This window comes from Sphingomonas segetis (assembly GCF_009720245.1).
Lineage (GTDB): Bacteria > Pseudomonadota > Alphaproteobacteria > Sphingomonadales > Sphingomonadaceae > Sphingomicrobium > Sphingomicrobium segetis.
Genome location: NZ_WJSQ01000068.1, coordinates 1 through 13,542 on the forward strand (window position 1 = coordinate 1; position 13,542 = coordinate 13,542).

Consider the following 13,542-nt stretch of genomic DNA (forward strand, 5'->3'; position numbering starts at 1 on the left):
AATGCCGCCCGCGGTCGCCGCGATCGCCCCTCGGCCCGCGATCGCCGCCTTCACGCGGTTCGCGCGGCGGCCTCGTGTCGGGCAGCTCTTCGCCGGTTTCCTGGTCGACGAGGCGCATCGACAGGCGGACCTTGCCGCGCTGGTCGACCTCGAGCAGCTTGACCTTGACCTCCTGGCCTTCGCTCAGCACGTCGCGGACGTTCTCGACGCGCTCGTTCTTGATCTCGCTGACGTGGACCAGCCCGTCCTTGCCCGGCATGAAGGTCACGAACGCGCCGAAATCGACGATGCTCGCCACCTTGCCGGTGTAGATGGTGCCGGGCTCGGGCTCAGCGACGATGCCGCGGATCCACTGGCGCGCGGCCTCGATCTGGGTGAGGTCGGACGAGCTGATCTTGATCACGCCGTCGTCGTCGATGTCGACCTTGGCGCCGGTCTCGGCGACGATCTCGCGGATCACCTTGCCGCCGGTGCCGATGACTTCGCGGATCTTGTCCTTGGGGATCTGCATCGTCTCGATGCGCGGTGCGTGGACGCTGAGCTCGCCGCGGACTTCGCCCAGGGCCTTGGCCATCTCACCCAGGATGTGGGCGCGGCCGTCCTTCGCCTGGGCGAGGGCGGTCTTCATGATCTCCTCGGTGATCCCGGCGACCTTGATGTCCATCTGCAGGCTGGTGATGCCCTGGTCGGTGCCGGCGACCTTGAAGTCCATGTCGCCGAGATGGTCCTCGTCGCCGAGGATGTCGCTGATCACGGCGAAATCCTTGCCCTCGAGGATCAGGCCCATGGCGATGCCCGCGACCGGACGCTTCAAGGGAACGCCGGCGTCCATCAGCGCGAGGCTTCCGCCGCACACCGTCGCCATCGAGCTCGAGCCGTTGGACTCGGTGATGTCGGAGAGGACGCGGATCGTATAGGGGAACTCCTCCGCGCCCGGCAGCATCGGATGGAGCGCGCGCCACGCGAGCTTGCCGTGGCCGGTCTCGCGCCGCGACGGGGCGCCGAAGCGGCCGACTTCGCCGACCGAGTAGGGCGGGAAGTTATAGTGGAGCATGAAGCGCGAGTAGGAGAGGCCCTCCAGCCCGTCGATCATCTGCTCCGACTCCTTGGTGCCGAGCGTGGTGCTGACGATCGCCTGGGTTTCGCCGCGGGTGAACAGCGCCGATCCGTGGGTGCGCGGAAGGAAGCCGACGCTGATCTCGATCGGGCGCACGGTCTTGGTGTCGCGGCCGTCGATCCGGCGGCCTTCCTTGAGGATCGCGCCGCGAACGACGTCGGCCTCGATCGACTTCACCAGCTTGGAGGCGACCATCTGCTCCTGCGGCTCGGCCTCGGCGAACGCTTCGGCGGCCTTGGCGCGGGCTTCGGCGAGCGCGGTCTGGCGCAGCTGCTTGTCGCCGAGCTTGTACGCGGCCTCGACGTCCTTGCCGATGAGGGACTTGAGCTTGGCCTTGATGGCGGCCTTGTCGGCGGTCTGCGACAGCTCCCACGGTTCCTTGGCGGCCTGCTCGGCGAGCTTGATGATCGCCTCGATCACCTTCTGGCTCTCGCGATGGGCGAACATGACGGCGCCGAGCATCTGCTCTTCGGACAGCTCCTTGGCTTCGGATTCGACCATCATCACCGCGTCGCGGGTGCCGGCGACGACGAGGTCGAGCTCGCCTTCCGCGACCGCGGACTGATGCGGGTTGAGGATATATTCGCCGTCCTTGAAGCCGACCCGCGCGGCGCCGATCGGGCCCATGAACGGCACGCCGCTAAGCGTCAGCGCAGCCGAGGCTGCGACCATCGCGAGGATGTCGGGCTCGTTCTCGCCGTCGTAGCTGAGCACCTGCGCGATCACGAGGATCTCGTTGTAGAACCCTTCCGGGAACAGCGGGCGGATCGGGCGGTCGATGAGGCGGCTGGTCAGCGTTTCCTTTTCGGTCGCGCCGCGCTCCCGCTTGAAGAAGCCGCCGGGGATTCGGCCCGCTGCGGAGAATTTTTCCTGGTAGTGGACGGTCAGCGGGAAGAAGTCCTGCCCGGGCTTGACCGACTTGGCGGCGGTGACTGCGCACAACACCACGGTTTCGCCGAGCGTCGCGACTACCGCGCCATCGGCCTGGCGGGCAACGCGCCCGGTTTCGAGCTTCAGCGTCTTGCCGCCCCACTCGATCTCAACTTGTTTCATGTTGTCGAACATTTTCATTCCTTCACACCCACGGCCGAATGCCTGTGGGGGCAGCTATTGGCAGACGATCCGGTCTGCGAGCGGTTCGGGACCTTCAGCCCCTAAGGCCGGGCCGCCGAATCGCGGCTGGGCCCCGATGCACGAAGGGCGCCGCGCGGGCGCCCTTGGAGCTATTTGCGAAGACCGAGCTTGCCGATCAGGTCGGTATAGCGCTCCTCGTCGTTGCGCCGGAGATAATCCAGCAGCGAGCGGCGCTGGTTGACCAGCATTAAAAGGCCGCGGCGCGAATGGTTGTCCTTTGCGTGGCTCTTGAAGTGCTGGGTGAGGTTGTTGATGCGTTCGGTGAGGATCGCGACCTGCACTTCGGGCGAACCCGTGTCGCCCTTGCCGCGCCCATGATCCTTGATGAGCGCCTGCTTGCGCTCCGCTGTAATCGACATCGGGTCACTCCTGTCTCTTAAAGGTTGAACCCCCGGACGACCCTCAGGCCATCGGCCGACGCTTCCACCAGAGCGACCGGAGTTCCCTCCGATGCCGCCAGCTGAAGCCCCGGCTTTGCGGGGAACCCGGACAGGCGCTGCCCGTGACGGAGCAGACGGGCCTGATCGGGGGTGACGGGGAGGGCCGGGATGTCGTCCAGCGCCGCGGTCAGCGGCAATACCGTCCTCGTCAGTTGGCGCGCCTTAGCGGCTTCCTCCAGAATGTCCAGCGAAATGGCCTCGGAGAGCGAGAAGGGCCCCGCGCGAGTGCGCCTGAGATAAGACACGTGACCGACCGTTCCTAGCGCATGGGCGATGTCGCGGGCGAGCGAGCGGATGTAGGTCCCTTTGGAGACGATGGCGGAGAGAGTGACTTCCTCCACTCCTTCGTCATTCCCGCGAAAGCGGGAACCCAGTTGTCCTTCTTTGGCTGGGTCCCCGCTTTCGCCGGGATGACGAGATGAGAGCGAGTGAACCGTGATGACGCGAGGGTTGGGATCGACCTCCTCACCCGCTCTCGCCCGCGCGTAGGCAGCTTTGCCGCCGATCTTCACCGCCGAATAAGCGGGAGGAACCTGTCCGATCTCGCCAGTGAAGCGCGGGAGGGTCGCTTCAACCTGCTCCAGCGTCGGGCGCACGCCGCTCGTCGCTACGACCTCGCCTTCGCCATCGAGCGTGTCCGTCTCGGCGCCGAACGCAATCGTGAAATCGTACGCCTTGGTCGCGTCGAGCATCCGTCCGGCGAGCTTGGTCGCTTCGCCGAGCGCGATAGGGAGGACGCCGCTCGCGAGCGGATCCAGCGTGCCGCCGTGGCCGACCTTGGTCTTGGGCTCGCCCGCTTCGCGCAGGATGCGCTTGACCGCGCTTACCGCCGTCGTCGAGCCGAGCCCCACCGGCTTGTCGAGGATGATCCAGCCGTGGAACATCTCAGGCGCCGATGCCGAAGATCCCGAGAAACATGCGCGCGACGTGGCCGACGACCGGCGAAACCAGGCGACCGATCACGTCGGCCTTCGGCGAGATGGCGGGGAGAACGAGCAGCAAGACGACGAGCACGACCAGCGAATAGCGGCCGATCCTCCGGAATGAGGCTGCAAGCGGCGGCGGCAGGAGTCCCTCGACGACGTGGCCGCCGTCGAACGGCGGCACGGGCAGGAGATTGAACACGGCGAGGAAGATGTTGATCAGCACGAAATTGAAGGCATTCGCGGCAACGAACGCGGGAGCGCCGCTCCGCGCCCCGTCCGCGAACGCGATGGTCACCGCGAGCAGCGCGGTTCCGGCGAGCGCCAGAAGCAGGTTCATGCCGGGGCCCGCGAGCGCGACCAGTACCATGTCGCGGCGCGGATTACGGAGCCGCCCGTAGTTCACCGGCACCGGCTTCGCCCAGCCGAACACCGGCGCATGGCTGATCGCGAGCAGCATCGGCAGGATCACCGTTCCGAACGGGTCGATGTGGCGGACCGGATTGAGCGACAGCCGGCCCTTCGCCTCCGCGGTCGGGTCGCCGAGCTGGCGCGCGACGAGCCCGTGCGCGACCTCGTGGAAGACGATCGCGATCACCAGCGGCACCAGCCAAACCGCGATTTCGTAAATGATGTTGCTGCCCATCGAGTGAGGGGTGGGCGCGCCGACGCGCCGGCGTCAAGCTTGGTTGCGCGACAGCCGGAGGGTTAGCTGGCGCGCTTCGCCCTCGCGCAGGCGCTCGAAGAAATGCTTCCGGCACAGCGCGACGTAGCGGTCGTTGCCGCCGATCTCGGTCTGCGCTCCGCGCGCAACCGCATGGCCTTCGGCGTCGACGCGCAGGTTCATCGTCGCCTTGCGCCCGCATTCGCAGACGGCCTTCAGCTCGATCAGCGAGTCCGCGAGCGCGAGCAGCGCTGCCGATCCGGGGAACAGCTTGGCCTGGAAGTCGGTACGAAGCCCGTAGCAGAGCACGGGGATGTCGAGGCGATCGGCGACTTCGCACAGTTGGAGAACGTGGCGCTGGGTCAGGAATTGCGCCTCGTCGATGAGGATGCAGTCGAGCTTTCGCTTCCTGAGCTCATCGCCGACTGCGGCGAACAGGTCGATATCCTCGTCATAAGCGTGCGCTGGCGCGGAAAGAGCGACGCGCGAGCCGATCGTCCCCACGCCCGAACGGTCGTCGTGCGCGGCCGTCCACAGCATCGTCTCCATCCCGCGCTCGCGATAGTTGAAGTCGGCCTGGATCAGCGTGGTCGACTTCCCCGCGTTCATCGCCGCGTAATAGAAATAGAGCTTGGCCATGCGCCCTACTATTCGCCATTCGCGCGAAAGCGGAAGCCATCTTCTTCTTTTGCTGGATCGCTACTTTCGCCGGGATGACGAGCGACAGACTCACGACGGCCGTCACGTCATGGTTGCGCCCGCTGAAACCGAAAGCGGCCCAAAGCGCTATTCGCCCATGGCTGATCACTCCGAGCGCTGGTGGACCGTTCAGCACGGGTCTGGAGCAGTCATTGCGACCGCGATCCACAACGGTCACGACCTAAGGCCTGCTGTTGCGAACGCGATGGCCCTGGCCGAGTCCGATCGCTTTCGGGAAGAGGACCCGTTTACCGGGGAGGCGGTGCTGGACGTGCCCGCGCATGTCGTCGTTTATCGCTCCCGTTTCGAGTTCGACCTCAACCGGCTTCCGGAACAGGCGGTTTATGTAACATCCGACCAGTCGTGGGGGCTGAAAGTCTGGAAATACGAGCCGGAACAGGATCTCATCGCTTCCTCGCTTGCGATCCATTCCGATTATTATCGAATGCTCGCCCAGTTGCTCGACAGCGTGGCGAGCCGGCATGAGCGTTTCGCTCTCATCGACGTCCACAGCTACAATCACCGCCGCGACGGTCCGGACGGCGACCCTGCACCCCTCAATGAAGCTCCGGATATCAACATCGGCACCTTTTCGATGCCGCGCGAGCATTGGGCCTTTCTGGTCGACCCGCTGATCGAAGCGTTGCGCGATTTCGACTTCAACGGCCGCAAGCTCGACGTCCGCGAAAACGTGGCGTTCGAGGGTAAAGGCTACCAGACCCGCTTCGTCCACGAACGTTATCCGATGCGCGCCTGCGCGATCGCCTTCGAGTTCAAGAAGTTCTTCATGGACGAGTGGACCGGCGTTCCGAACGACGCGGAAATCGCGGCGATGCGCCTGCTCATTCGCTTCGTCGCGGATCGCTGCGAAGAGCTGCTGGCATGAGCGCGCGCCCGCATCTCGAAGCCGTACCCGCTTCGTCCGACCTTCACTTCGGCCCGCGCGGCGAGCTTCGGGAGACGTTCGCGGAGGGAGGCAGGGTCCACATCGATCGCTGGCTTCCTTTCCTCGTGCTGCACCGCGGCGGGAGCAACGACAGCATCGGCCGGCATATCGCTCTCAACAGCCCTGCTTATATCCTCTGGTCGCCTGAGGACGACGCCGAGGCGGGAAGCGCGCTCGACCCGATCGTCGCGCGTCTGCGCGAGCAGCTCGGCGCCGTGCTGGTAGTAGAAGTGATCGACTCGCCGGCCGAACAGAAGCCGGAGGACTCACCCGACCTTCCGACGCTGGACATCCGCATTGCCCATTCTCCGGACTCGGGAGCGAAGGCCGCCGCCGATGCGCTGGCCGCAGCCGTCGCGGACGTGAAGGTCGATTCGCATCCCGCAAGGACGGCAATCGAGCCGATCGATCCGCCGCTGATCGACATTGGCCATGCCGAGCGCCTGGTGCTGACCGTCCCGCAAATCCAGCGCGCCCCGGACGGGCGGACCTACCCTCAGCTTATGCACGAGCTGGTCGCCCAGCTCACCGACTGCATCCTGTGCGCCGCCGCAGCCTTCATTGGTGAGAGTTCGCTCGCGCCCCAGCCGCATTCTCGAAGCCTCGGCCGGAGCGCATTCATCGCCGCGGCGCTCAATGCCGACAAGAAGCTCGACGCGCTGGCCCGAAGCTACGATTTCCTCCTGTCGATCTCACCGATCAACACCGCTGAAGCTCGCGAACGCTTTTTCGAATCGGGTGAACAGCACGCCCCGACCTTTCGCTACCGACCGCTGACCGTCGATCCCGACGCGGTGAAGCGCGATCTCTACAATATCGATCTGTCGGTCGTCGAAGACCTGCTGCTCGAGCGGCTGCTATGCGAGAAGCGCCGCGAAATCGACATGCAGATGACGATGCTCGCGACGCGCAACACGGCGAGCTTCCGACCGGCTTCGATGCTCCTCTACGGCGGCGTGACGGATGGGCTGTTGAGCGACGCGCGTCTCGTGCTCGATAAAGTGAATCCGGCGAAGTCGACCGGCGAGACCCATGATGCGTCGGAGGTCGCGGCGGCGGCGAACGCGTTGATCGCGCTCTACCGATCGACGGACGACCGTTTCCAGGCCCGCGTGGAGGTCCGCGACGATGTCTCCGGCCTGCTGGTCTCCGGCGACCGGTTGATGATCTCCAGCGATTCCGCCATCGCCAAGAACCGCCTCGATCCCCTCCTGGCGCACGAAGTCAGCGTTCACCTGCTGACCTACTTCAACGGCGCCTCCCAGGGGCTGACGATCTTCCGCACCGGATTGGCGGGTTACGAAGGCATTCAGGAAGGCCTCGGAGTTTTCGCCGAGTGGGCGGTCGGCGGACTGACGCCGGGGAGGCTTCGGTTGCTGGCCGGGCGAGTAATCGCCGTCGACGCGGTGATCCACCGCGCCGACTTCATCGAGGTCTATCGACTGCTGCGCGATAATGGCTTCAGCAGGCACTCGGCTTTCGATATTACCGCGCGGGTGTTCCGCTCGGGCGGGCTTGCCAAAGACGCAATCTATCTGAAGGGTTTTCTGGCCGTCGTGGCGCGCGTTGCTGCCGGCGCCTCGCTCGATCCCTTCTGGTTGGGCAAGATCGCGCCGAGCCATGTCGATGCGGTCGACGAGCTGCTTCAGCGCAAACTTCTTCACCCGCCCGTGTTCATTCCCGAGTTCCTCGCGCGCGATGACTCGCAAAAGCGGATCGCCGCGTTGCGCTCGGGAGCGTGGCTCGACCGTCTTCTCGAACTGGAGTGACCGATTTGCTGATCGCCTTTTTCGTGAACGACATCGAGCGCGAGTATGAGAATTACACGACGACCACGCTGGCTCATGCGGCGTGCGGCCGCGGGCACAAGGTCTGCTACATTACCCCGTCCGATTTCGTGCTCAACCCGGATGACAGCCTGTCGGTCCACGGCCGCTTCATTCCCGAACGCAAATACAAGCGGCGGGGCGACTTCTTCAAAGTCCTCAAGAGCGACGAGGACTGCAAGATCCAGAAGCTCGACGCGAGCGACATCGACATCCTGATGCTCCGCAACGATCCCTCGATCGATTTCGACCGGCCATGGGCAATGGAAGCTGGGATCCTGTTCGGTCGGGAGGCGGCCAAACGGGGCGTCATCGTCGTCAACGACCCCGACAGCCTCGGAAGAGCGGTCAACAAACTGTACTTCCAGAGCTTCCCCGTGGACGTGCGTGCGGAGACCCTGATCACCAAGAACTCCGCCGACATCCGGGAGTTTGCGAAGGCCCACAAAGGCAACATCATTCTCAAGCCGCTGCAGGGCTCGGGCGGGGCGGGCGTGTTCAAGCTCGACCCCGAAAATCGATCGAACCTCAACCAGATGATCGAGGCGATCGGGCGCGACGGCTACGTCATCGCGCAGGCCTATGTCCCCGCCGCAAAGAAGGGCGACATCCGGCTGTTCGTGATGAACGGCGAGCCGCTGCAGATCGACGGCAAATATGCCGCGCTTCGCCGGGTCGCCGCCAAGGACGACATCCGCTCCAACATCCACGCGGGTGCGACTCGCGAGGCGGTGGAGATCGGCGAAACCGAGCTTCGGGTCGCGGAGCTGATCCGGCCGAAGCTGATCGCCGACGGCATGTTCCTCGTCGGGATCGACATCGTCGGGGAGAAGATCCTGGAAGTGAACGTCTTCTCGCCGGGCAATCTGGAGAGCTGCTCCGAGCTGGCGGGCGTCGACTTCACCGCTCCGATCCTCGATGCGCTCGAGCGCAAGGTGACGATCGCCAGGCAGTACGATGGCGCGTTCGACAACCGGCACCTGGCGATCATGTAAACGGCTGCAGGCGTTCCGTTTCCGTCATATCGACCTTACGCATCGTATTCGTCCTTGAGGATCGCGAACAGCACCGTGTCGCGGATGTGTCCGGTCCAGGTGATGCGGTCGGCGCGCATGACGCCTTCGCGTACGGCGCCGAGCTTCTTCATCGCCGCCTGGCTGCGGCCGTTGCGCGCATCGACGCGAAATTCGACCCGGCGGATGCCGCAATCGAACGCGCGACGGAGCATCATGTCCTTCGCACGGCGGTTGAAATCGGTGCCGCGGAATTTCGGGCGACAATAGGTGCCCCCGATCTCGAGGACCTGGTGCGCCTCGTCGATGCCGAGGAAGCTCGACATTCCGGCGATCTCGTCTCGCTCGAACAGGACGAAGGTACGGTTGCGCGGGTTAGAGACGTACCCGTCGATGCTCGCGCGGAAGCCGTCGGGACCAAAGTTGTTGGCGTAGATCTTCCAGATCTCGGGGTCCTCGGCGCAGGCGGCTTTCAGTCCCTCGAAATGCGCTTCGCGGAATAGCTCCGCGCCGCAGCCGTCGCCGGTCATGGGCCTGCTCAACATGTCGGCCAGGAGACTTGTCCTATGCGATATGCTGGGGCTGCAGCAGCGAGTCGATCGGCGCTGCCTCGAGGAAGCCCTCGTCGCCAACGGTTCGGGCGCGGTTGACGAAGGCGAGGATCGCCTCCGCCTGGCGCTCCGATGCCGGTCCGCCGCTCGCATCAATCGATGCCGCATACATTTGTCGCTGGGCCGGTTCGAACAGGGGCTGCAGGCCCGCCGCTTTGTCGAGCGCGCCGGGAAGGTCATCCACGCTCTCGATGACCTGTCCGAGGTTCCAGTGCGAATAGGCGGGGTCGGATCGCCAATCGATGCAATCGAGATTGAGGAAAATGCAGGGCCGCGGCGTACGGACGAACTCATAAACCTGGCTCGACACGTCGCCGATGTAGATGCCTGCCGTCTGGGTGTAGGTCATGTCGATCGATCGCACGCTGCCGCGATCGATGAGGACGTTGCGGGCGTCGGAACGGATGTTCCATCCGCCTCGCGTCTTGACGTGGGGGGCGACGACAAAGTTCCAGCCGGGAATCTGCTCCATTGCCTTGACGATGCTGCGGCCGTGCCGCGCCCAGGTGCCGACCTTCCTGTCGAAATGGGAATTGTAAAAGGCGATCGGGCGGCAATCGGAAAAAAGCGGCTCCGACGGCGTCCGGACCATCTCGAACTTGCCGTAGCCGACCACTCGGACATTTTCGTCGCTGGCGAGTCTCCGCTCGATCAGCCGCTGCCTGTCCTTGGTTCCGTTGACCAGCGTGAGGTCGAAGCCCGCATGTTTGCGGTTATAGCTTCCCTCGCGATCGCCGGCCCCGTGCTTCAAGTGGATCGTCTCCGATCGGAAGCCCGGCAAGCGCCGCAAGATCGAGCTCGTCGTCTCCGTCGTCACGATGGTTGGGTATCGCGATATGGCCCGCGCGTTCAGCAGCAGGACAGGGACTCGGGGCGGCGGCCTGAACAGTCCGGGCGACCGGATCGAAGGTGCCCACAAGCGCTTGATGTGCAAGCGTCGTTCCGAATCACAGGACTGGATGAAGTCGTGCCCGGCCTGGCTGGAGACCAGCACCGTCACCCTGATCCCCGGTTCCGCGGCGAGGCGGAGCGCGGCCGGCAGCCAATGCAGGAACTGGTGCGCCTGCGTTATCGCGAGAAATGCGATTTCTTTGATCATCCGTCCCCCCTGGAACGCTGGAAACAGCATTAGCGCGCTATTCGCCGCCCGTCATGTGCTGCACGCGCACTGGATCGATCAATCGCCGTCCAGATCCTGCGCGACCTTTTCGGAGCGCAGCAGCCGGTCGATGTGCGTGCCTTCGTCGAAGCTTTCGTCGGGCACGAACTTGAGCTTCGCGGCATATTTCATGCGCACCCGGCGCGCGGCCTCGCGCTGGAGGAAGGCGGTGTTCTGGCGGAGCGCCTTGAGGACGGCGTCCTCGTCCTGGCCGAGCAGAGGCTTCACGAACACGGTTGCGTGACGCAGGTCGGGCGACATGCGCACCTCGGTGACGCTGACGAGATGCGACTGGAGCGTTGCGTCGTGCACGTCGCCGCGCTGGAGCAGCTCGCTCAATACGTGCCGCATCTGCTCGCCGACGCGAAGCAGGCGAACCGAGCGGCCTTCGGGGGTTTCGGTGCGGCGCATCAACTCACTCGTCAGGAAGAATATCGTCCACACTCACGTTCAACACGTTGGCGAAAGCGCGCCAAATCGAGGGCTTTCCCTGCGCCTTGCCCGTTTCAATCTCTGAAACGGTGGACGACCTGACTTTGGCTTGGGTGGCAAGTTGATCCTGCGTAAGTCCACGATACTTGCGCCAGGCCCGCAATGCGTTCTCGCCGCCCATGATCGATTTGACCATTTCGAAAGGGATGAACTCCTCCTCACCGGACAATCGCCGTTGCTCGGCCCGTTCGGCCGCAGCTATGTCCATCCGGTCTTCGAGCTGTTCAACCAGCCGTTCAAATTCCTCGGCGGGAAGCATGGCGATCTTTTGACCGCCGATCTCCACAATTTGTACGGTCATTTCCGATCCTCGTATGCAGAGCCCCGTGGCTCGATTTCGTCGATAAATAAGGTGCCGTCCTCAATCCGGAACAAGACTCGCCAGTCCTGAATTCTCAGCCGAAATCCCGGTCGGCCGCGCAGCCGTTTGACATTGGGCCGCAATGCCTCCGGGTCGTGAGCTAGCTCCTCGATCTTTTGCACAATCAGAGCGCGTTTGTGTGCGCGTCGGAGCGCCCGGTTCGCAACTTTCGAAACGACTACGCGCACGCGATCGCATGTAAAGCAATCGACCCATTATCGCTAGAAAATTCCGATTTCCGGAAATTACAGCGTCCGAGCGCGCTCCTCGACTTCGAACACCTCGAGCATGTCGCCCGCCTTGATGTCGTTGGTGTCCGCCAGCATCACGCCGCATTCGAGTCCGGCGCGCACTTCGGCGACATCGTCCTTGAAGCGCCGCAGCGAGCTGATCGTCGTCTTTGAGACGATGACGTCTTCGCGCGTGAGGCGGGCGTTGAGGCCCTTTCGGATGACTCCCTCGGTGACGAGCAGGCCGGCGGCCTTGTCCTTCTTGCCCGCGGGGAAAACCTCGCGGACCTCGGCGCGGCCGACCACCGTCTCGATGATCTCGGGCCCGAGCTCGCCGGCCATCGCCGACTTCACCCAGTCGGTGAGGTGGTAGATGACGTCGTAATAGCGGAACTCGACCTTGTTGCGCTCGGCGACTTCGCGCGCCTTGGCGTTCGGACGGACGTTGAAGCCGATGATCGGCGCGCCGCTCGCGCTTGCGAGCGTCACGTCGCTCTCGGTGATCGCGCCGACTCCCGAATGCAGGATGCGCACCTTGACCTCGTCGGTCGACAGCCGGTTCAGCGCATGGACGATCGCCTCGATCGAGCCGTGCACGTCAGCCTTGATGACCAGCGGCACTTCCGCGGTCGTCGAGGCGTGGTTGGCGAACATGTTCTCGAGGCTGACCGGTGCCGAGGTGGTCCGCTTCTTGTCCAGCACGCCCTGCCTGTAGGAAGCGACCTCGCGCGCGCGCGCCTCGTTTTCGACGACCGTGAACGCGTCGCCGGCAGCTGGCACGGCCGACAGGCCGAGCACCTCGACCGGGACCGAAGGCCCGGCTTCCTTCACCTGGCGGCCCTTGTCGTCGATCATCGCGCGGACCTTGCCGCTAGATGCGCCCGCGACGAACACGTCGCCGACGCGCAGCGTGCCGCGCTGGACGAGCACCGTCGCGAGCGGGCCGCGCCCCTTGTCGAGCTTGGCTTCGACCACGGTGCCTTCCGCAGGCCGATCGGGGTTGGCCTTGATCTCGAGGATCTCCGACTGAAGCTGGATCGCTTCGAGCAGCTTGTCGAGATTGGTCTTCTTCGTCGCCGAGACTTCGACGTCCTGGACGTCGCCGCCCATATCCTCGACGATCACCTCGTGCTGCAGCAGCTCCTCGCGGACCTTCTGCGGCTTGGCCTCCGGCTTGTCGATCTTGTTGATGGCGACGATCATCGGCACGCCCGCTGCCCGGGTGTGGTTGATCGCTTCGATCGTCTGCGGGCGCAGGCCGTCGTCCGCCGCGACCACCAGGATCACGATGTCCGTGACGTTGGCGCCGCGCGCCCGCATTTCGGAGAAAGCTTCGTGGCCCGGCGTGTCGAGGAAGGTAATCTTCGACTTGTCGGGCAGGGTCACCTGGTAGGCGCCGATGTGCTGGGTGATTCCACCGGCTTCACCGGACACGACGTCCGCGCCGCGGATCGCGTCGAGCAGCGAGGTCTTGCCGTGGTCGACGTGGCCCATGATCGTGACCACCGCAGGACGCGACTTCAGCGTCTCGGGCGCATCGACGTCGGCTGAGGTGTCGATGTCGATGTCGCTCTCGCTGACGCGCTTGATGTTGTGCCCGAACTCGGTGACGAGCAGCTCGGCGGTGTCCTGGTCGATGGTCTGGGTGAGAGTCACCGGCATCCCCATCTTGAACAGCGCTTTCACCAGGTCGGCGCCGCGCTCGGCCATGCGGTTGGCGAGGTCCTGCACGGTGATTGCCTCGGGAACGATCACGTCGCGGACCTGCTTGGCCGACGGGCCAGCCTCCATGTGGTGGCGCTTTTCCTTTTCGCGGGCGCGGCGCAGCGCGGCGAGCGAGCGGGCGCGGCTGTCGTCCTCGTCGGAAAGCGCACGGGTGACGGTGAGCTTGCCGCGGTGGCGCTGTTCGTCGCCGCGACCACGGCTG

14 protein-coding genes are annotated in these 13,542 nt (G+C 64.7%); 3 read left to right on the top strand and 11 right to left on the bottom strand.

Going from position 1 to position 13,542, the window contains the following annotated elements:
• From pnp to GH737_RS08210, 5 genes are all read right to left on the bottom strand, one after another.
• Window positions 1-2,182 (bottom strand): polyribonucleotide nucleotidyltransferase (gene pnp / locus GH737_RS08190; RefSeq protein ID WP_155264351.1); only part of this gene is annotated, 2,182 nt, incomplete at its 3' end.
• Between the two features lie 158 nt (window positions 2,183-2,340).
• Window positions 2,341-2,610: a 30S ribosomal protein S15 gene (gene rpsO, locus GH737_RS08195; RefSeq protein ID WP_155264352.1), complete on the bottom strand. Its 270-nt coding sequence runs from the start codon at window positions 2,608-2,610 to the stop codon at window positions 2,341-2,343.
• Window positions 2,611-2,627: 17 nt separating this feature from the next.
• The gene (gene truB, locus GH737_RS08200) at window positions 2,628-3,575 is read right to left on the bottom strand and encodes a tRNA pseudouridine(55) synthase TruB (RefSeq protein ID WP_155264353.1); all 948 of its coding nucleotides are present in this window, start codon (window positions 3,573-3,575) and stop codon (window positions 2,628-2,630) included.
• 1 nt (window position 3,576) lies between these two features.
• Complete coding sequence (locus tag GH737_RS08205) at window positions 3,577-4,260, bottom strand: site-2 protease family protein (RefSeq protein ID WP_155264354.1); 684 nt, start codon at window positions 4,258-4,260, stop codon at window positions 3,577-3,579.
• A 33-nt stretch (window positions 4,261-4,293) separates the two neighbouring features.
• Window positions 4,294-4,917 (bottom strand): thymidine kinase, encoded by a 624-nt coding sequence (locus tag GH737_RS08210; protein WP_155264355.1) that lies wholly within the window; start codon window positions 4,915-4,917, stop codon window positions 4,294-4,296.
• A gap of 157 nt (window positions 4,918-5,074) precedes the next feature.
• On the opposite strand from GH737_RS08210, the gene GH737_RS08215 reads away from it, so the two are divergent.
• The 3 genes from GH737_RS08215 to GH737_RS08225 are packed head-to-tail and all read left to right on the top strand — an operon-like array spanning window position 5,075 to window position 8,744.
• On the top strand, window positions 5,075-5,863 hold the full coding sequence (locus GH737_RS08215; protein WP_155264356.1) for an N-formylglutamate amidohydrolase: 789 nt from the start codon (window positions 5,075-5,077) through the stop codon (window positions 5,861-5,863).
• Complete coding sequence (locus GH737_RS08220) at window positions 5,860-7,692, top strand: peptidase MATCAP family protein (protein WP_155264357.1); 1,833 nt, start codon at window positions 5,860-5,862, stop codon at window positions 7,690-7,692. The genes GH737_RS08215 and GH737_RS08220 overlap by 4 nt, the downstream gene beginning before the upstream one ends.
• Window positions 7,689-8,744, top strand: a complete 1,056-nt coding sequence (locus GH737_RS08225) for a glutathione synthetase (RefSeq protein WP_230558704.1) — start codon at window positions 7,689-7,691, stop codon at window positions 8,742-8,744. Before GH737_RS08220 ends, GH737_RS08225 begins: the two co-directional genes overlap by 4 nt.
• Before the next feature lie 35 nt (window positions 8,745-8,779).
• Here the strand turns inward: GH737_RS08225 and GH737_RS08230 are convergent, their stop codons facing one another.
• The 6 genes from GH737_RS08230 to infB all read right to left on the bottom strand — a co-directional run.
• Window positions 8,780-9,307, bottom strand: a complete 528-nt coding sequence (locus GH737_RS08230) for a GNAT family N-acetyltransferase (RefSeq protein WP_155264358.1) — start codon at window positions 9,305-9,307, stop codon at window positions 8,780-8,782.
• Between the two features lie 19 nt (window positions 9,308-9,326).
• A complete protein-coding gene (locus tag GH737_RS08235; protein WP_230558705.1) occupies window positions 9,327-10,472 on the bottom strand; it encodes a glycosyl transferase in 1,146 nt (381 codons plus the stop codon).
• Between the two features lie 78 nt (window positions 10,473-10,550).
• Window positions 10,551-10,943, bottom strand: a complete 393-nt coding sequence (gene rbfA, locus GH737_RS08240) for a 30S ribosome-binding factor RbfA (RefSeq protein WP_155264359.1) — start codon at window positions 10,941-10,943, stop codon at window positions 10,551-10,553.
• Between the two features lie 4 nt (window positions 10,944-10,947).
• Window positions 10,948-11,325: a helix-turn-helix transcriptional regulator gene (locus GH737_RS08245; RefSeq protein WP_155264360.1), complete on the bottom strand. Its 378-nt coding sequence runs from the start codon at window positions 11,323-11,325 to the stop codon at window positions 10,948-10,950.
• Complete coding sequence (locus GH737_RS08250; protein ID WP_155264361.1) at window positions 11,322-11,573, bottom strand: type II toxin-antitoxin system RelE family toxin; 252 nt, start codon at window positions 11,571-11,573, stop codon at window positions 11,322-11,324. Before GH737_RS08250 ends, GH737_RS08245 begins: the two co-directional genes overlap by 4 nt.
• A 57-nt stretch (window positions 11,574-11,630) precedes the next feature.
• Window positions 11,631-13,542, bottom strand: a 1,912-nt coding sequence (gene infB, locus GH737_RS08255) for a translation initiation factor IF-2 (RefSeq protein WP_155264362.1), incomplete at its 5' end; no start/stop codon positions are given.

Excerpts from the sequence above, each read along its gene's own strand:
- rpsO (WP_155264352.1), bottom strand. The coding sequence starts at position 2,610 with ATGTCGATTACAGCGGAGCGCAAGCAGGCGCTCATCAAGGATCATGGG.
- truB (WP_155264353.1), bottom strand. The coding sequence starts at position 3,575 with ATGTTCCACGGCTGGATCATCCTCGACAAGCCGGTGGGGCTCGGCTCG.
- GH737_RS08205 (WP_155264354.1), bottom strand. The coding sequence starts at position 4,260 with ATGGGCAGCAACATCATTTACGAAATCGCGGTTTGGCTGGTGCCGCTG.
- GH737_RS08210 (WP_155264355.1), bottom strand. The coding sequence starts at position 4,917 with ATGGCCAAGCTCTATTTCTATTACGCGGCGATGAACGCGGGGAAGTCG.
- GH737_RS08215 (WP_155264356.1), top strand. The coding sequence starts at position 5,075 with ATGGCTGATCACTCCGAGCGCTGGTGGACCGTTCAGCACGGGTCTGGA.
- GH737_RS08220 (WP_155264357.1), top strand. The coding sequence starts at position 5,860 with ATGAGCGCGCGCCCGCATCTCGAAGCCGTACCCGCTTCGTCCGACCTT.
- GH737_RS08230 (WP_155264358.1), bottom strand. The coding sequence starts at position 9,307 with ATGTTGAGCAGGCCCATGACCGGCGACGGCTGCGGCGCGGAGCTATTC.
- GH737_RS08235 (WP_230558705.1), bottom strand. The coding sequence starts at position 10,472 with ATGATCAAAGAAATCGCATTTCTCGCGATAACGCAGGCGCACCAGTTC.
- rbfA (WP_155264359.1), bottom strand. The coding sequence starts at position 10,943 with ATGCGCCGCACCGAAACCCCCGAAGGCCGCTCGGTTCGCCTGCTTCGC.
- GH737_RS08245 (WP_155264360.1), bottom strand. The coding sequence starts at position 11,325 with ATGACCGTACAAATTGTGGAGATCGGCGGTCAAAAGATCGCCATGCTT.